20 protein-coding genes are annotated in these 17,514 nt (G+C 66.6%); 18 read left to right on the top strand and 2 right to left on the bottom strand.

Annotated elements, in window-relative coordinates; genetic code table 11:
• Positions 1 to 81: 81 nt before the first annotated feature.
• The 3 genes from BDW16_RS12790 to BDW16_RS12775 all read left to right on the top strand — a co-directional run bounded on the left by BDW16_RS12790 (position 82) and on the right by BDW16_RS12775 (position 4,628).
• Positions 82 to 2,238, top strand: coding sequence for a ParB/RepB/Spo0J family partition protein (locus BDW16_RS12790; protein ID WP_066572038.1), 2,157 nt, complete (start codon positions 82 to 84; stop codon positions 2,236 to 2,238).
• Positions 2,239 to 2,314: 76 nt separating this feature from the next.
• The gene (locus BDW16_RS12785; protein WP_083954100.1) at positions 2,315 to 3,427 is read left to right on the top strand and encodes a DUF7146 domain-containing protein; all 1,113 of its coding nucleotides are present in this window, start codon (positions 2,315 to 2,317) and stop codon (positions 3,425 to 3,427) included.
• Between the two features lie 256 nt (positions 3,428 to 3,683).
• On the top strand, positions 3,684 to 4,628 hold the full coding sequence (locus BDW16_RS12775) for a DUF2493 domain-containing protein (protein WP_066572043.1): 945 nt from the start codon (positions 3,684 to 3,686) through the stop codon (positions 4,626 to 4,628).
• 27 nt (positions 4,629 to 4,655) lie between these two features.
• Here the strand turns inward: BDW16_RS12775 and BDW16_RS12770 are convergent, their stop codons facing one another.
• Entirely contained in the window at positions 4,656 to 4,994 is a 339-nt protein-coding gene (locus BDW16_RS12770) for a TfoX/Sxy family protein (protein ID WP_241211986.1), read from the bottom strand.
• Between the two features lie 290 nt (positions 4,995 to 5,284).
• Between BDW16_RS12770 and BDW16_RS21500 the strand changes: the two genes are divergently transcribed.
• The 3 genes from BDW16_RS21500 to BDW16_RS12760 all read left to right on the top strand — a co-directional run bounded on the left by BDW16_RS21500 (position 5,285) and on the right by BDW16_RS12760 (position 6,905).
• On the top strand, positions 5,285 to 5,449 hold the full coding sequence (locus tag BDW16_RS21500; protein WP_164519408.1) for a hypothetical protein: 165 nt from the start codon (positions 5,285 to 5,287) through the stop codon (positions 5,447 to 5,449).
• A gap of 15 nt (positions 5,450 to 5,464) precedes the next feature.
• Positions 5,465 to 6,055, top strand: a complete 591-nt coding sequence (locus tag BDW16_RS12765) for a hypothetical protein (protein ID WP_174532013.1) — start codon at positions 5,465 to 5,467, stop codon at positions 6,053 to 6,055.
• 526 nt (positions 6,056 to 6,581) lie between these two features.
• Positions 6,582 to 6,905: a DUF736 domain-containing protein gene (locus BDW16_RS12760; RefSeq protein WP_066572049.1), complete on the top strand. Its 324-nt coding sequence runs from the start codon at positions 6,582 to 6,584 to the stop codon at positions 6,903 to 6,905.
• A gap of 59 nt (positions 6,906 to 6,964) precedes the next feature.
• Here the strand turns inward: BDW16_RS12760 and BDW16_RS12755 are convergent, their stop codons facing one another.
• Complete coding sequence (locus BDW16_RS12755; RefSeq protein WP_066572051.1) at positions 6,965 to 7,177, bottom strand: helix-turn-helix domain-containing protein; 213 nt, start codon at positions 7,175 to 7,177, stop codon at positions 6,965 to 6,967.
• A 205-nt stretch (positions 7,178 to 7,382) separates the two neighbouring features.
• On the opposite strand from BDW16_RS12755, the gene BDW16_RS12750 reads away from it, so the two are divergent.
• From BDW16_RS12750 to trbB, 12 genes are all read left to right on the top strand, one after another.
• On the top strand, positions 7,383 to 7,652 hold the full coding sequence (locus BDW16_RS12750) for a DNA -binding domain-containing protein (protein WP_066572053.1): 270 nt from the start codon (positions 7,383 to 7,385) through the stop codon (positions 7,650 to 7,652).
• A 128-nt stretch (positions 7,653 to 7,780) separates the two neighbouring features.
• Entirely contained in the window at positions 7,781 to 8,083 is a 303-nt protein-coding gene (locus tag BDW16_RS12745) for a transcriptional regulator domain-containing protein (RefSeq protein WP_066572055.1), read from the top strand.
• A gap of 16 nt (positions 8,084 to 8,099) precedes the next feature.
• Positions 8,100 to 8,495: a DUF2285 domain-containing protein gene (locus tag BDW16_RS12740; RefSeq protein ID WP_066572060.1), complete on the top strand. Its 396-nt coding sequence runs from the start codon at positions 8,100 to 8,102 to the stop codon at positions 8,493 to 8,495.
• A 176-nt stretch (positions 8,496 to 8,671) separates the two neighbouring features.
• Complete coding sequence (locus BDW16_RS12735) at positions 8,672 to 8,950, top strand: helix-turn-helix transcriptional regulator (protein ID WP_054763897.1); 279 nt, start codon at positions 8,672 to 8,674, stop codon at positions 8,948 to 8,950.
• Between the two features lie 15 nt (positions 8,951 to 8,965).
• Complete coding sequence (locus BDW16_RS12730; RefSeq protein WP_066572063.1) at positions 8,966 to 9,844, top strand: replication initiator protein A; 879 nt, start codon at positions 8,966 to 8,968, stop codon at positions 9,842 to 9,844.
• A gap of 214 nt (positions 9,845 to 10,058) precedes the next feature.
• On the top strand, positions 10,059 to 10,523 hold the full coding sequence (locus tag BDW16_RS12725; protein ID WP_066572066.1) for a DUF2840 domain-containing protein: 465 nt from the start codon (positions 10,059 to 10,061) through the stop codon (positions 10,521 to 10,523).
• Positions 10,520 to 11,059 carry a S26 family signal peptidase gene (locus BDW16_RS12720; protein WP_066572069.1) on the top strand — a complete coding sequence of 180 codons (540 nt, stop codon included), beginning with the start codon at positions 10,520 to 10,522 and terminating at the stop codon, positions 11,057 to 11,059. The genes BDW16_RS12725 and BDW16_RS12720 overlap by 4 nt, the downstream gene beginning before the upstream one ends.
• 116 nt (positions 11,060 to 11,175) lie before the next feature.
• Positions 11,176 to 11,880, top strand: a complete 705-nt coding sequence (locus BDW16_RS12715) for a lytic transglycosylase domain-containing protein (RefSeq protein WP_169803330.1) — start codon at positions 11,176 to 11,178, stop codon at positions 11,878 to 11,880.
• A 238-nt stretch (positions 11,881 to 12,118) separates the two neighbouring features.
• Entirely contained in the window at positions 12,119 to 13,849 is a 1,731-nt protein-coding gene (locus BDW16_RS12710) for a relaxase/mobilization nuclease domain-containing protein (protein WP_066572072.1), read from the top strand.
• 96 nt (positions 13,850 to 13,945) lie between these two features.
• A complete protein-coding gene (locus tag BDW16_RS12705; RefSeq protein ID WP_066572074.1) occupies positions 13,946 to 15,922 on the top strand; it encodes a conjugal transfer protein TraG in 1,977 nt (658 codons plus the stop codon).
• A 2-nt stretch (positions 15,923 to 15,924) separates the two neighbouring features.
• The gene (locus tag BDW16_RS12700; protein ID WP_066572076.1) at positions 15,925 to 16,353 is read left to right on the top strand and encodes a CopG family transcriptional regulator; all 429 of its coding nucleotides are present in this window, start codon (positions 15,925 to 15,927) and stop codon (positions 16,351 to 16,353) included.
• A gap of 237 nt (positions 16,354 to 16,590) precedes the next feature.
• Positions 16,591 to 17,514, top strand: a complete 924-nt coding sequence (gene trbB / locus BDW16_RS12695) for a P-type conjugative transfer ATPase TrbB (RefSeq protein ID WP_066572825.1) — start codon at positions 16,591 to 16,593, stop codon at positions 17,512 to 17,514.

Below are 17,514 nucleotides of genomic sequence, written 5' to 3'. Positions count from 1 at the left end.
AGGAAGAGGTGGGCCGCAGCTTCTTGACGGTGAGAAGGTCGAGAGAGAGGTTCTCACGATCAGCCGTCATGGAGACCGACCATGACTCAAGTCCAGAAGATCGTCCTGAGCTCGTCCCGGGACATTCCCTTCAACAAGCTGTTGCTCAGCCAGTCGAACGTCCGCCGCATCAAGGCGGGCGTCTCGATCGAGGAGCTTGCCGAGGACATCGCTCGGCGCACGCTGCTCCAGAGCATCGTCGTGCGGCCCGTGGTCGATGCCGATGGTGTCGAAACCGGCATGTACGAGATCCCGGCCGGCGGTCGCCGCTTCCGGGCGCTCGAACTGCTGGTGAAGCAGCGCCGCTTGGCTAAGACCGCCCCGGTGCCATGCGTGATCCGCGAGGGCGGCATCGCCGAGGAAGACAGCCTCGCCGAGAACGTCCAGCGCGCGCCGCTCCACCCGCTCGACCAGTTCCGCGCGTTCCTGGCGTTGCGCGAGCGCGGCCAGTCGGAGGAGGAGATCGCGGCCAGCCAGTTCGTGCCAGTGGCGGTCGTCAAGCAGCGGCTGCGACTGGCATCGGTCAGCCCCAAGCTGCTCGACGTCTACGCCGAGGATGGCATGACGCTCGACCAGTTGATGGCGTTCACCGTCAACGCCGACCACGCGCGACAGGAACAGGTTTTCGAGCGTCTCGCGCAATCCTACGAGAAGCAGCCCTATGCGATCCGGCGGATGCTGACCGAGGGTGCCGTCCGCGCCGTCGACAAGCGTGCGCAGTTCATCGGGCTCGACGCCTATGAGGAGGCGGGCGGCACCGTGCTGCACGACCTGTTCGAGGCCGATCAGGGCGGCTGGCTGCAAGACGTCGGCCTGGTCGACATGCTCGTCGCCGAAAAGCTGCGCGAGGCGGCGGATACCGTCCGCGCCGAGGGCTGGAAGTGGATCGATGCCGCCCCCGACTTCGCCTACGGCCACACCTTCGGCCTGCGGCAGTTGCGTGGCGACACGGTGCCGCTGACGCCTGAGGAGGAAGCGACCCGCGATGCGCTCCAGGCCGAACTCGCCGACATTGAGGCGAAGTATGCCGAATCCGACGAGGACTTGCCGGAGGATGTCGATCAGCGCCTGAGCGAGATCGAAACGGCCTTGGCCGCCTTCGACGATCGCCCGGTCGTGTACGAGGCAAGCGAAGTCGAGCGCGCCGGGGCCTTCGTGAGCATTGATCGCGACGGGGCGCTTCGCGTCGAGCGAGGATACGTGCGGCCCGAAGATGAACTGCCGCTACCCGCCGATCCGGAACCGGAGACGGGAGCCGGCCCCGACGGTGACGGGGAAGACGACGGCGATGCGACCGCAGCCGACGGCAGCGCCGGTGCCGACGACCGCATCGAGACGGCGGAGCCGGAAGAGGAGGACGACATCAAGCCGCTCCCCGACCGGCTGATGACCGAACTGACCGCGCATCGGACGCTGGCACTCCGCCACGCGCTCGGCGGGCGGCCGGATGTCGCGTTCCTCGCGGCGCTCCATGCCCTCTGCCTCAAGGCGTTCTACCCGTATGCGCTCGACACTTGCCTGGAGATCGACATCAAAAGCGTCGGCTTCCATTCGCAGGCACCGGGACTGAACGACAGCCGCATCGCCACCGAGATGGCCAAACGGCATCAGGCATGGCGAAACGCGCTGCCCAAGGAGACGAGCGACCTCTGGGACGTGCTCGCGGCGTTCGATACCAACAGTCGCCAGGCTCTGTTCGCGCACTGCGTCTCCTTGTCGGTCAACGCGATGTTCGAAGCTTACAATCGCAAGCCCCGCGCGCTCGCCCATGCCGACCGGCTCGCCCAGGCGGTCGATCTCGACATGGTCGCGGCGGGCTGGACGCCGACGGCGGCCGGCTATCTCGGTCGCGTCACCAAGGCGCGCATCCTCGGCGCGGTGCGGGAAGCCAAGGGCGAGCGGGCCGCGCAGCTGATCGACCATCTGAAAAAGGTCGAAATGGCTGAGAAGGCCGAGATCCTGCTCGAAGGGTCGGGCTGGCTGCCCGAGCCGCTGCGCACACCGGGTCGCGCCTTGCCACCCGTCGTCGAAGCGATCAAGGCCGAGTGGGTCAGGATCGAACGCGAAGCCAACACCGAACCGACCGTCGAAGAAACGGCGGCGGACGGCGGCGAACCGGCCATGGGCGATGAGGCGGACTTCGTCGAAGATGACGATGTCGCGGAAGGCCACGCCCCCTACGCACACGCGGCCGAGTAGGTTCGCTCCCCGACCTGCTCGCTTCGAGGGTCCGCCGTCCCCCCGGCGGACCCTCTTTTCGTCCTGGAGAGCATCTATGCCGGAGCAGGCTTCCAATCTGGCACGCCGTCTCGCCGACCAGGCCGAGGCGGTCTGCCGCCACTATCTGTCGAACGGCCGCCGCGAGGGTCGCTACTGGCTCGTCGGCGACACCCAAAACACGCCCGGTCGCAGCCTCTACGTCCGCTTGCACGATGGCGGCACCAACGGCGGGACAGCGGGCAAATGGACCGATGCCGCCACCGGCGAGCATGGCGATCTGCTCGATCTGATCGCGGCCAACCGCCAGCTCGGCACGCTTCGCGAAACGCTTGACGAGGCGCGCGACTTCCTCTCGCTGCCGCGTCCCGATCCTCCTCCCAGGCAGTTACCGGCACCGACGGGCTCGCCCGAGGCAGCCCGTCGCTTGTTCGCGATGGCACAACCGATCGCAGGCACGCTCGCCGAAACCTATCTGCAAAGCCGCGGACTGAGCGGCCTTCGCCCCTACCAGGCGCTCCGTTTCCACCCGCGCTGCTACTACCGAGGAGATGAGGACGATCCGCGCGACCAGGCGCGCGATACCTGGCCCGCGCTCATCGCTGCCGTCACCGATCTGTCAGGTGTGCAGACCGGAGCGCACCGCACCTGGCTCGATCCGTCGGGCCGGGACAAGGCACCGGTCTCGACGCAGCGACGCGCGATGGGTCAGCTCCTCGGACACGGCGTGCGGTTCGGCGTGGCGCAGGATGTGATGGCGGCCGGCGAGGGCATCGAGACGATGCTGTCGCTCAGATGCGTCATGCCGACCTTGCCGATGGTCGCCGCGCTCTCCGCCAATCACCTTGCGGCTCTTTCGCTCCCACCCACGCTGCGCCGGATTTATCTCGCGCGAGACGGCGATGCTGCTGGTCACACCGGTGTCGAAGCCTTGGCCGACCGAGCGCGGTCGACAGGGATCAAGGCGGTCGTACTCGATGCCAGCCTAGGCGATTTCAACGACGATCTACGCGCCATGGGACCGGCAGCCTTGGCGACCGTATTGCAGGTTCAACTCGCCTCTGAGGATGTGACACGCTTTCTGGACGTCGGCGGCTTGAGCGAGGCTGTGCACGCTTGCTACTATGATTGTTGGTCGGACTTTAGGAGCGTCACGGCTCGCACCGGCTGAGAGCCGCACACACGCCCTTCTGAGAGGGCGATCGGACCGGAGCCGGTCCGGGCCGGCAACAGCTGCGCCCCGCTATTTTCCGCCGTCGGGCTGTGCCCGCCTTTGCATCGCGAAGCAAAATAGCGGTGCTTCGCCGTCCTCCGCTGCGCTTCGGCCGATCGCGCTGACGCGCGTCGGTGCAGGACCGGTCCGCCCCCGCTCTTCGTCGCCTGCGAAGGCCGCGATGGGCGCGGTCGACAGCCGAAGGCGAACCCCCATGACGACCGATCCCGACTTCAACGACCACGAACCCGAGCACGCGGCATCCGCCACCTCGACGCTGCTCGACGAACTCCAGCTTTACGGCCACCGGCCCTTCGACGACGAACCCGACTCCCGGCCACTGCCAGAAATCGCCAAGGTCACCGGCGCAATCGCGGACATCTTTGACGCGCTGGCATCCACCTTTCAGGACACCCGCCTCGAACCCGACCTCGATGACTTGCTCTGGTCGATGGTCAACGTCTTCCACCGCACCACCGAAAGGATCGAACGCGAACTCGACGACAACGAGCAGGCGCAGAAGCGCGGGCAGCGCGAGCAGGACGGCTCGGAGGTCAAGTCGGTCGAGCTGGAACGGCACCTGGCCGAGGGGCTGACGCTGATCGAGCGGCGCAATGCGTTCGAGCTGATGCGCGACCTAGCCGCCGAGCATTTCCAGCTCCACACCCGTAACACCTGGCACCCGCGCACCGGGTCGATGGTCAACCGCAAGCACCTGACCGCGGCGCTGATCGACAGCCGCGACTTCCTGATGGCTCGACGCCGCGCCGAGACGGAGGTGATGCTCCCGGCCGGCCCGAAGATCGGGTTCACCGGCGGCTACGACTGCAACGATACGAACGCGATCTGGGCCGCGCTCGACCGGGTCAACGCCAAGCACCCGGGCATGGTGCTGCTGCACGGTGGCTCGCCGAAGGGAGCCGAACGCATCGCCGCCTGCTGGGCCGATAGCCGCAAGGTGCCGCAATTAGCGTTCAGACCCGACTTCAACCGGCACAAGAACGCGGCACCGTTCAAGCGCAACGACGTGCTGCTGGAGACCATGCCGATCGGGGTCGTGGTGTTTCCGGGTTCGGGGATCTCGGACAATCTTGCCGACAAGGCTCGGAAGCTTGGCATCCCGCTGTTCGACTTCCGTCCGAAAGGAGGCGGCGCGTGAGCGCCGCTTCTCCACTATCGCTGACGATTATGGCGTCGGTGTCTCGGCCGACTTTGACGTAGCGGCCGCCTTCTTCGGCTTTGGACGAGGCAGATTCGCCGCCGTCAGCCGGATTAGAGCGGCGAGAAACGCGCCGTCATCCCAGCGGTCCCCCTCGATCAGAAGGCTGGGCTTCGCGCCCGGGTAAGGCGGCGCTTCTTCGACTGTGCCGACGAATGCCCGACCAGCCTCGGTCGGCTTCACGAACAACTGGTCGTCGCAGATGAGCCCGACGAGTATGCCGTCGCAATAAAGGCCATATTCGCCGAACATCTTGCGCGCCGTGACCGACCCCGCAGCGCCCGCCTGCTCGACGATATATTCCACCGTGCCTTGCTGACTCGTCATTCAAATCATCACCTGATTACTAAAAGCACTCTACCTCTGCACAGCGCCAAGCGACACCTCGTTCCTGTCCCTCTGGCAGAAACCGCCCCTCTCACCTGCGCTACCTTGGTCCGGCCCACGGCCTAATGCCATCAACCCACAAGGGGTCCGCTAAGCAAAGCTTGCGGCCGCTTTGGGCTTCGCCGTCGCGGTGATCGCGGCCGTGGGCCGGACACATCGGGCGCCTGTCGAGCGGGGGCGGTCCCCGCTCCGAGACAGGAGCCGGATCAATGTCCCTCACCACCGCGCAGAAGCTCGCGCTCAATCTTGCAGGCACGCTGATGGTCTGCGTCGTCCTCATCCAGGTCGATGGCGGCTACGGCGTCATGCCCGCCGACGAGTTCGACGGCGAACCCAGCAGCATCGTTCATGAGTACGATCCGTTCGCCCGCTGAGCTCGTCGGCCCACCATGTTGCGGCGTCGGTTTCCGTTTTCGAATTCCGGCGTCACTTCCTTTTTGCTATGGTCTTTGTCGCGCTGTGGAGGTGGCGGGTGCGCGTCTGATCCAATCTGCCTGAAGGACGCCATGCTTACTGCCATACTGCTGAGCTTTGTCGGCATCGGCATGATCTGCTGGTTGCTATTCAAGCTCGCCGTCAATGCGCTTCCCTTCTTTGCGGCGCTCTCGATGGGCATGTTTGCCTATAACACCGACGCGGGACCGATCGGCGCGATGGTCTTCGCAGCGTTGGCCGGCGCGATCGCATTTCTCGCCGGCCCGTTGCTGTTCGCCACCGTGCGTAGCCCTGAATTCCGAACCCTCATCTCCGCAGCCTATGCTGTTCCGGCGGGGCTAGCGGGCTATCACGCCGTCTACGGCATTTCCGAGATCGGCGGCACGGCCGAGCCGTGGCGTGTAGCGTTCGGCATCTTTGGTTCGATCATCGTCGTGCTGGTGGCCTGGACGCGAATGCGTGCCTACAGCCCCGTTGACCCACGCCGGCCCGTCAACGCTACCGGCAGCTCGCTTTCGTCTGGAGGCGCGGCACAGGGCCAATGAGGTTGATGCCACGCCATCGGGGCCGGCGCGTACAGAGCGAGAAGTGGATCACAACTTAGGCCAACGGGCGTGGCCTCCGATCGCTCGTGCATGGAGGCGGCATCATCTCCTTACGGCGACAGGTCCCGGTACTTCGGGGCAGGTGTCGGGTCGATCTCGATGCGCGATGCCACCTTCTGCTCCGACAGAGCCTGTCTTTGCGCGATGGGTATCGTCCAGCTCTTGCGGGTGCCTCAGGGAGGCCACCAGGTCTCCCGTGAGACGTTGTCGGCACGCGGCCCAACCCGTCCTCTCGTTGGCTCGATCTAGCCGGGGTCGGCTTCGCCTCGATCGCCTGAGCCGCAACGGAGCCACCGAACTTTCTTCCCCTGACCTTCGGTCATTCCTCGCGAGGCAAGAAAGCCCGTCGTCTTCCGTCCGCCGCTACGCTTCGGGCCTTCGGCTGCGTCGTCGATCGTCCCCGGCCTTGCGATCGCCATCGAGGCCGCGATGGGCGCGGGCTCGAAACAACGACAGGAGACTTACAATGGCGACCATCGGCACCTTCAAGAAGACCGGCAACGAATACACCGGCGAAATCGTCACCCTCAACCTGCAGACCAAGAACGTCCGCATCGTCGCGGAAGAGAACCGCACCAACGATAACGCGCCTTCGCACCGGGTCCTGGTCGGCCGTGCGGAGATCGGCGCCGCCTGGAGCAAGAGCTCGAACGAAGGCCGCGACTATCTCTCGGTCAAGCTCGACGATCCCAGCTTCACCGCCCCGATCTACGCCAACCTCTTCGACGACGAGGGCGGCGAGACCTACAGCCTGATCTGGTCGCGGCCCAACGGCAAACGCGCCGACTGAGCGCGCCAGACGCCCCGCCCGGGTCCGCCCGGGCGGGGCGCTCTTCTTTCTTTCGATCTTTAATCCTCGGGGCGCAGCAGCTCAAAGGGCTGCAGATCCAGCGCCGTCGCCAGTCGCTCCACCACGTCGATGCCGGCGGCATACTGCGACCGCTCCAGCGAGCTGATATAGGTGCGATCGATATCTGCCCGATGCGCCAGTTCCTCCTGGCTCAGGCCTCGCAAAGCTCGGTAGCGCTTCAGGTTCTGCGCAAGCACCTCTCGGATCGACATCGCCGAGACAGCACCGTCTTGTCGAGTATTTCACCACGGAGTATTCTCGACAGGTGAGCATGCACCGTCTCGTTCGCGTCCCTAGGACCAGCATCGGCCAAGCGCGATTGTCCGGCCGGATATGGCGACCGTCACACCTTTGCGGTTGCTCGGTCGTGCGGCTTGCGGCAGGCCTTAACCATATTCCACCGCAAAGCTCGATCCGATGACGCCAACTCCCGCCATCGCCTCGGAAGCGCCGAGCGCGCCGACCCTGACCGGGTACGACCAGGCGCACACAGTGACCTATTTGCGTCTGCTCGACGCTGCGGACGCCGGTGCCGAGTGGCGAGACGTCGCTCGGCTCGTGCTCGGCTGCGACCCCGACACCGATCCTGATTGCGCCAAGCTGACTTACGATTCGCACTTGGCGCGTGCTCGCTGGATGACGACGAGCGGTTACCAGCACCTGCTTCGAGGCGGCGCACCCAACTGACAGTCACGAGCCTTGTTCTGTGCGCAAGGGTCTTTGCGCGAACACCCTCTTCTCAGCACACGCAATGCTTGCCTATCAATGAGATAGCGCCTCGGCGTCCCGCCGAGGACGACGGTCGAGTATACGTGATGTTGCGTCCCGATTGGCGTAGTGCTGCCGATTATGAGCCGCTCCGCGATGCGGACACCGCGACGCTCGCGGGCGAATTCCTGAAGCGCAACCCAGCCTACATCGCCGACACTGAACGTCTCGCCAAGCTCGCCAGGGCGGGCGAACTCACACTAGCCGACCGCGAGGTGTTCGCGACGGCCTGGGGGTTGCGATTTCGCATCGGACGGCGCTCCGTTGGACTGGACAGCGCAAGCGCTACCGACCGTGGTCGGCGTCGCCACGACACCGCCGGAGCTTACCGGGGCGCATCGACGGGCTGATTCTCGGGCGCTCCGGATGACCTCCGGTCTGCGCGTCGAGCGCCTTACGAGCGACGTGTCCGATGCAGCCGTGCTGCCGCTCGACGCGCTGTTCCCGATCCGCGCCGCCGCCGCGCTCCGGGTCTGGCGCGCGCTGCAAGGCCGTCCGCCAGGGCCCGATCCGCAGGCGCTACCGCCGACACGCCGAACCCGGCTCGTGCTCGCATTGCGGGCATTGGACGCGCGTCAAGCGCATACGAGCTACCGGCAGATCGCTGAGGGATTGTTCGGTCCGCTGCCGCTTCGCGGTGACGCGGACTGGAACAGCCACGACCTCCGCGATCGCACGATTCGGCTTGCACGGCTCGGCCAGGAATTGATGCGCGGCGGCTATCGCCGTCTGCTGCTCTACCCGTACCGGCGCCTCCGCTAGCCCGCACCGACAAACGCAGTGCCTGCCAAAGCGCCGACCCAGCTACGTCGGCGGTCGTGGCGATGTCACGCCCCCGCGACACCGCCATAGGTCTGTCCGACGCCGCTTCGCCAACGTGCCCCTCACTGGCCGATTGCATTCCGCAGTCGCCCGGAACGAGCCGGAGGCACGCTCCCATGTCTACCCAACCCAATCTGCCACCGCGCTATCTGCGCACACCCGAAGCCGCGCGCTTCCTGGGCCTCTCCGGTCGCACGCTTGAGAAGCATCGCACCTACGGCACCGGCCCCCGCTATTCGAAGATCGGCGGTCGCGTCGTCTACCGCTTGGAGGATCTTCAGGCGTGGGTCTCGCGCGGAGAGAAGGCGTCGACCAGCGACGACACCGGCGACACCGTGCTGCCCGCCAAGCGCCACGCCGCCATCTCGCCGGCCTACGCCGGCTTCCGTCGCTGATCGTCGGCCCTGGCGATGCGAAACCGTCACCCAAGCGCAGAGCGCGCGCAGCTGGAGCTGTTCCGCGCGTTGCCCGGCGACCTCGCCGTGCGCGACGCCCAAGACCTCATGGCTTACCCGTTCTTCAGCTTGGCGAAGTCCAAGCGGATCGCGCCGATCGACTTCAAGGCAGGCGCGGTCGCGATCCGCGTCGAGGCTGTCGCCGAGCATGGCATGGCGACCATCTGGGACGCCGACGTGCTCATCTGGGCCGCCTCGCAGATCGTCGAGGCGCGCGACCGCGGCGCGCGCACGTCGCGCCTGATGGCAGCGACACCGTGCGAAATCCTGCGCTTCGTCGGTCGCGGCACCAGCGCTCGCGACTATGAACGGCTGAAGGCCGCGCTCGACCGGCTGCAGTCGACAACCGTCGCGACGACCATTCGGCAGCCGTCTGAACGACGGCGACACCGCTTCTCTTGGGTCAACGAGTGGAAGGAGCGCGTCGACGCAGCCGGTCGACCGCTCGGACTCGAATTGATCGTGCCCGACTGGTTCTACTCCGCCGTTTGCGACGACGCGCTCGTGCTCACGATCGATGACGCGTACTTCGATCTGACCGGTGGACTGGAGCGCTGGCTGTACCGGCTCGTGCGCAAACACGGTGGTCGTCAGTCGGGCGGTTGGAGCTTCGACGTCTCATATCTGCACGCCAAGTCGGGCTCGCTGTCACCGCTCAAGCACTTCGCCTACGACGTGCGCGCCATCGTGCGCGCGCAATCGCTGCCCGGTTACCGGCTCGCGCTGGAGCATGCTGGCGGCCGCGAGCGGCTCGCCTTCGTCACCACGGTCCACCCGCTCGACCTCGCCATGCCGCGCCGCCTGCGCGCCCCCCAGCCTGGGGAAAAGCTGTGAATCCCGTCGTGCTATCGGGGACCGCGGGTGTCGTGCCATCGGGGACCGGACGCTCGTGCTATCAGGGACCGGAAACGCCATTTTCGCATTCTTTAGCAACAGCTTGCGCCCGCCGTAACGTCTGTAACCTAGACTCCTTCGGAGTCTTTCTAACGGGCGCTTCAACTACCGCGCGCGTCGCCATCGCCGCGCCGACCGTGAAGCGAGCGGTGCCGTGACCGCGCTCACCCATGTCGAGCTGCTGCATCTCGATGGTCAGATCGAACGCTGGATCCGGTTCGGCCGGTATGTGTCTGAGCGCATAGTCGACCGCCGCGCGCGCGTCCTTTCGTTCCCGCCCGGCGCGACCTTCGCGTTCGTCCGCTGGCGCGCCGGCGACTACGGCACGGCGGAATCGCGCATCGACATCCTGCGCGCCGTGGCGGCCGGTTCGCCGTTCTCGACCGTGCCGTTCGTGGTCCCGGGCGCGGAGAGCCTGCTGCGGATCAGCGGCTGGCCGAAGGTCCAGCGCGTGCTCGAAGCGATCGACGGCGTCGAGCGCCTCGACGTCGATCCCGCCGACGTCGCCCCCGAGCATTGGCGACACGTCCACAATCAACTCGGTGCCGGTCTCGAGCCGCGCCCCTACGCACCCGCGCGGCACCGCGCGTGGCTGCTCCGTCGAAGGATCGAAGCATGAAATCCCCATCCGTTTCTGCGCGCCGGTTCCCTTGGCGCATCCTGATCGCAACGCAGATCGCCGTGTCCGCGATCGCCTTCACGGCCGTCATCGAAATGCCCACGCGCCTGGTCTGGAACGTAACGGCGAGTGTCCCGACCGGCCTGTACGCGGTGCGCGACGATGGCCGTCTGCGCCCCGGTGTCCTCGTGGCGGTCATGCCGCCGGAACCACTGGCGAGTTGGCTGGTCACCTACGGCTATCTCGGTCACGGCGCGCCACTGCTCAAGCACATCGAGGCGTTGCCCGGCGCGCGCGTCTGCCGCGAGGGCGAGCGCGTGACGGTCGACGGTCGGCTGCGGGCGATCGCCCGTCGAACCGACCGGCTCGGTCGACAACTGCCGCACTGGAGCGGCTGTCGGATCGTCGGCGAGGGTGAACTCTTTCTGCTAAATCCCGACGAACCGAGCTCGCTCGACGGACGCTATTTCGGCCCGCTGCCGCGCGCGAGCGTCATCGGTCGAGCGACGCCGATCTGGCTGGACGGCGACCGATGAACCCGCCGCCGCTGAATCGCAGCCCCGCCTTGGCCAAGGCGAACGCAAAGCGCCGCGAACGTCGCAGTCATCACCCTTTCTTTCGGGTCGCGCTGATCGTCGGCTTGTCGCTCGGCATGTCCGATCCAAGCCGCGCGCAGACTGCGCCATCGACACCAGCCGTGCCGTTGACTGGTCATCCGAATGACGCCCACATCGCGGAGGCCTCGCAGCGTTTCGGCATTCCGGAGGCGTGGATCCGCGCGGTGATGCAAGTCGAAAGCGCGGGCGATCCCGCGGCGACGTCGCACGCCGGTGCGATGGGGCTTATGCAGGTCATGCCCGGCACCTATGCCGAGCTGCGCGCGCGATATGGTTTGGGACCGAACCCCTATGACCCGCGCGACAACATCCTGGCAGGCACAGCTTACTTGCGCGAAATGCACGACCGCTACGGGTCGGCGGGCTTCCTCGCTGCGTACAATGCAGGGCCTGGCCGCTGGGAAGGCTACGCCTATCGTGGTCGTCCGTTGCCTGCCGAAACGGTCGCCTACATGGCCCGGCTGGGCCCGATGGTCGGCGGTTCGGTCGCGCCTTCGTCGACCTCGCCTGCGCCGGTCGATCGCTTCGCCTGGACACGGGCTGCGCTGTTCGTGAGCATTGCGACAGCGTCGGCATTGATGCCACCCGGCGAGGACAATGACGCGATCGAGCCGCCAACGGTGGGTAGAATATCTGCGGTTCGTCCGCCGCAGTCCGAGGCCGGTCGACCGTCAACGGGCACGGCGACCGACGCAACCGACGCAACCGACGCGATATTTGCGATCAAGAGGCCCCATTGACGGGCAGCAACCATGCTCGTGCACGTTCGTGCTACGTCGCAGGTTTGCGCGGGGTGCTGGTAGGCTGGAGAGACCCAACCGAAAGAGGGCAGGATACAAGCCGCAAGGTGCGGGCGGTTGGTTTGGGGAGAAAGGCTAGCGTTTCCAACGCGGCGCGAAACCTTGTCGGGGCATGGCGTAGCTTGCCATCGTCTCCAGCCCTTTGGTTTTGCACCCTTTTTGACAAGGTGTGCCTGGCTTGACCCGCGGTGACGACGATTTTCGCGTCCGCCCGGGCCGCATTCGTTCGACATCGAAGCCGACCGCCAAGCCCTTCCTTCAGCAGGCCCTGCGCGCCACGCAAAAGGCCGGCGGCAAGCGGCCGGCCGGCAAGAGCCAGAAATCGACCTGGGGCCGTGGCCGATCGGCCAGCGTCACTGCATCGCGCTCGCTGATGACCCGCTCGCGCGGCGCCGTCATCAAGGCGCGGGTGGTGCGGCAGGCTCGAACGCCCGGTGCGCTCTCCGCGCACGTCGCCTACCTGCAGCGGGACGGTGTCACCCAGGAGGGCGAACGCGGCCAGCTGTTCGACGCAGAGCGTGAGCGCTTAGATGGCGCATCGTTCGCCAAGCGCTGCGAATCGGATCGACATCATTTCCGCTTCATCGTGTCGCCCGACGACGCCGGGGAGCTTGCTGACCTGAAGTCGTTCACGCGCGAGCTCATGGAGCAGGCCAGCCAGGATCTCGGCACCCGGCTCGACTGGGTAGCCGTCGATCACTGGAATACCGAGCATCCGCACATCCACGTGCTCGTGCGCGGCAAGACCGATGCCGGCGAGGACCTCGTGATAAGCCGCGACTACATCAGCCACGGCATGCGCGATCGCGCGGCGGCTCTTGTTACCCAGGAACTCGGACCCCGTACCGATTTGGAAATCCGCCGCGACCTCCAGAACCAGGTCGATGCCGAGCGCTGGACCAAGCTCGACCGGGCGCTCGCTCGCGAGGCGGCCGGCCGGGACGGAGTGGTGGACGTTCGTCGATCCGTCCTCGGCAACCCGGACCCGTTACGTGAGCAAAAGCTCGGCCGGCTCCGGAAGCTGGAGCGCCTGGGGTTGGCGGAGGGGGACGGCGCGGGGCGGTTCCTTCTGGCCGCCGATGCCGAGGTTCAGCTGCGTGCGCTTGGCGAGCGCGGCGACATCATCAAGCGTCTGCATCGGTCGATGTCTCGCGGTGGACGGGGCGGCGACCTGTCCGGCTTCGTCCTGGAAGGCGAGAACGCCGGGCCAATGGTCGGCCGACTGGCTGCACGAGGGCTCGACGACGAGCTGAAGGGGACCGCCTTCGCCGTTGTCGAAGGCACAGACGGGCGCGCTCACCATCTCCGACTTCCCGATCTCAACGCCGCCGGCGATGGCCCCATCGGCTCAGTCGTGGAACTCCGCCGCTACGCCGACGCCAACGGTCGCGACCGCGTGGCCCTGGCGGTTCGGTCCGACTTGACCATCGAAGCGCAGGTTACGGCACCCGGCGCGACCTGGCTGGATCGTCGGCTCGTCGATCGCAACCCCGAGCCGCTCGGCTCCGGCGGGTTCGGTGCCGAGGTGCGCGCTGCTCTCGATCGTCGAACGGAACATCTGCTCGAACGGCGAGTGGCCAGGCACCAAGGCGAACGGGTCGTCTTTGGGCGCGATCTGCTCGACACCCTACGGCGGGGCGAACTCGCCGCGGTCGGTGCAAAACTGTCGGACGAGACGGGCATGCCTCACAAGCCTGCCGCTGCCGGCGAGACGGTGAGCGGCATCTATCGGCAGCGGCTCAATCTCGCCTCGGGTCGCTTCGCCATGATCGATGACGGGCTCGGGTTCAGCCTGGTGCCGTGGTCGCCCTCGCTCGAAAAGCGACTCGGTCAGCAGGTCGGCGGCGTCGCCCTGCCGGGCGGAGGCGTCGACTGGGTCTTCGGCCGCAAACGCGGCATTGGCATCTAGGCTCGTTCTCGAAGCGCGCCGGTCTCTGCGCGACAAGGTGCGATCACCTTGCGCGCTCTCTTGATCGACTGACGCTATGCGTCTTGGCCTGAGTGCATGTCCGGAACCCGTATCTTTTGGGGCCAGGTGCTCCTCGTCGGCGCGATCGCGCTCCTGTTCGTTTGGGCAGCCACCCAGTGGACCGCGTGGCGGCTGGGCTTCCAGCCGCAGCTTGGGCCACCGATGGGCGAACTGTTCGGCTGGCCGATCTACGCGCCGCCCTCCTTTTTCGTCTGGTGGTACTGGTACGATGCCTACGCGCCTCGGATCTTCATGGAGGGCGCCTACATCGCCTCGGGCGGCGGCTTCGTCACCATCGCCGTCGCGATCGGCATGTCGGTCTGGCGGGCCCGCGAGTCCAAGGATGTCTCGACCTATGGCTCCGCACGTTGGGCGAACCGCGATGAGATGACGTCCGCCGGGCTGCTTGGCGCGGACGGTGTGGTGCTCGGCAAGTTCCTCAACACCTATCTGCGCCACGACGGGCCCGAGCATGTGCTCTGCTATGCACCGACCCGCTCCGGCAAAGGTGTCGGACTCGTCGTTCCGACCCTGCTGACCTGGCCGGGCAGCTGTGTGGTCCATGACATCAAGGGCGAGAACTGGACGCTGACCGCGGGCTGGCGCGCGAGGTTCGGGCGGGTCGTCCTATTCGATCCAACCAACGCGGCGAGCGCGGCCTATAATCCGCTGCTCGAAGTTCGCCGGGGGCCGAGCGAAGTCCGTGACGTCCAGAACATCGCCGACATCTTGGTCGATCCCGAGGGCGCGCTCGAGAAACGGAACCATTGGGAGAAGACCAGCCACGCCCTTTTGGTCGGCGCGATCCTTCACGTCCTTTATGCCGGGACCGACAAGACGCTCGCCGGTGTCGCCGCCTTCCTCTCCGATCCGAGGCGGCCGATCGAGACGACGCTGCGGGCGATGATGACCACCCCGCATTTCGGCGAGGACGGAGTCCATCCCGTCGTCGCCAGCGCAGCGCGCGAGTTGCTCAACAAGTCGGACAACGAGCGATCGGGCGTCCTGTCGACTGCCATGTCCTTCCTGGGGCTCTACCGCGATCCGGTCGTCGCCGAAGTCACGCGCCGCTGCGATTGGCGCATCGCCGACCTGGTCGGAGGCAAGCGGCCGATGACCCTCTACCTCGTCGTGCCCCCGTCCGACATCAGCCGTACCAAGCCGCTTGTCCGGCTGTTGCTCAATCAAATCGGGCGGCGGCTCACCGAAGAGCTCGCGACCGCCAGTCGCCGCCAGCGCCTACTGCTCATGCTCGACGAGTTCCCCGCGCTCGGCCGCCTCGACTTCTTCGAGTCCGCGCTCGCCTTCATGGCCGGGTACAAGATCCGCTCCTTCCTGATCGCGCAGAGCCTCAACCAGATCGAAAAGGCCTATGGTCCGAACAACGCGATCCTGGACAACTGCCATGTCCGGGTCGCCTTCGCGACCAACGACGAGCGGACCGCGAAGCGGGTGAGTGACAGCCTGGGCACGGCGACCGAGATCCGCGATGCGAAGAACTACGCCGGCCACCGCCTGTCACCCTGGCTCGGGCATCTGATGGTCAGTCGTCAAGAGACCGCGCGGCCTCTGCTAACGCCCGGCGAGATCATGCAGCTACCTCCCTCCGATGAGATCGTGCTCGTTTCCGGTTCGCCGCCCGTCCGCGCGAAGAAGGCGCGCTATTACGAAGACCCGCAACTCAAGCGGCGCATCCTGCCGCCGCCGAATATCCAGCGAGCATCGGGGGAGGTGTCGACGACCGCTGGAGGGCGGGACGACTGGACGGGACGCGTCGTGCCTCGGCCCTCGCCCGAGGAAGCCGACGATGCCAATGCCGGATTGCGGCGAGAACCCGAATTGCCGGAGCACGAAGAAGTCGCACCGGTGTCCGCGCCGCCAATCGAGAACGAGTTCGAGCTCGACGGCGAGGAGCCGAACGACGACGCCCTGCGTCAGCAGTTGCTGGCGGGGCGGATCAGTGGCGTCGCCCGCCAAGCCTCGCTCGACCCGAACGACGGCATCGAGCTCTGACCATGGCGAAGAAAGAGCAGTTCACGGTCTATCTCGACCCGTCCACTATGCGCGCGCTCGACGCCTATGTCGCGGAGCGGCGCAAACCGAAGTCGCTGGTCGCCGAGGCGGCGATCACCTCGTTCCTGACACCGGATGACTCAGACCGGAGGGAAGCGGCGATCGCCAAACGGCTCGACCGAATCGTCCGCGTTCTGGAACGGATCGAGCGCAACGACGGTGTAACTTTGGAAGCCGTCGCCCTGTTCGTGCGCTTTTGGCTGACCGCCACGCCAAGCCTACCTGAGCAGACTACTGCGGCGGCGCGCGCCAAGGGTGCCGAGCGATACGACCGCTTCGTCGAAGCACTCGGACGGCGGCTCGCTAACGGACCCGGGCTTCTCAAGGAGGTCGCTCTAGACGTTTCCGGGAACAGTTCGGGCGTCGAATAGATCGAAGCGCATGTAACAGGCGTCGAGTCTGACATCGCGGCTCGTTACCGAATGGCATCCCCGCCGTATCGCTCCCGCACTTCCCCTGCCTTAGCCGCCGACACCGCTACTACGCCGTCACGCCTGTTGCTCCAGCCCCGTTAACGGTCCTCTTACTCGACCCCGTCGCTTCCATCCGGGGTTCGTATCTTGACCGTCACCGCCATTAGCACCGAGCGTCAGGACCGCGGCGCGCGCATGTTACGCACCGCGTTGGGCCCGGACATCGCGGCCTTCCTCGAAGACCCGAGCGTCGTCGAGGTCATGCTCAATCCCGACGGTCGGCTCTGGGTCGATCGGCTGTCCGCCGGTCTCGCAGATACGGGTGAGCGACTGTCCGCTGCCGATGGCGAGCGCATCGTCCGCCTCGTCGCGCACCATGTCGGTGCCGAGGTCCACGCCGGTGCACCCCGTGTCTCGGCCGAACTGCCCGGGACGGGGGAGCGGTTCGAGGGGCTGCTGCCACCGGTCGTCGCCGCTCCCTGCTTCGCGATCCGCAAGCCCGCCGTCGCGGTGTTCACGCTAGCCGACTACGTCGCCGCCAACATCATGGCAGCCGGCTCTGCGGAGACGTTGCGCGAGGCCGTACTGTCCCGCGCAAACATCCTGGTCGCCGGCGGCACCTCGACAGGTAAGACCACCCTCACCAATGCGCTGCTGGCCGAGGTCGCCAAGACCTCGGACCGCGTTGTCCTGATCGAGGACACGCGCGAGCTCCAGTGCCTCACGCCGAACCTGGTCGCGCTGCGCACCAAGGACGGTGTCGCTTCGCTCTCGGATCTCGTGCGTTCGTCGCTCCGCCTGCGCCCCGACCGCATCCCGATCGGTGAGGTGCGCGGGGCTGAGGCGCTCGATCTGCTCAAGGCCTGGGGCACCGGCCACCCCGGCGGGATCGGCACGATCCACTCGGGCAGCGCCATCGGCGCGCTCCGTCGCCTCGAGCAGCTGATCCAGGAAGCGGTCGTCACCGTGCCGCGCGCGCTCGTCGCCGAGACTATCGACGTCATCGCCGTGCTCGCCGGCCGCGGTCCCGACCGCCGTCTCGTCGAACTCGCCCGCGTCGAGGGGCTCGATCCGACCGGCGATTACCGTCTCGCCCCACTCACCCCGCCAGGAGACTGA

The sequence above is a fragment of the Sphingomonas koreensis genome (assembly GCF_002797435.1).
Classification (GTDB): Bacteria; Pseudomonadota; Alphaproteobacteria; order Sphingomonadales; family Sphingomonadaceae; genus Sphingomonas; species Sphingomonas koreensis.
Note: the sequence above shows the minus strand (reverse complement) of the source record. Positions and strands in the feature narration are given on the sequence as shown.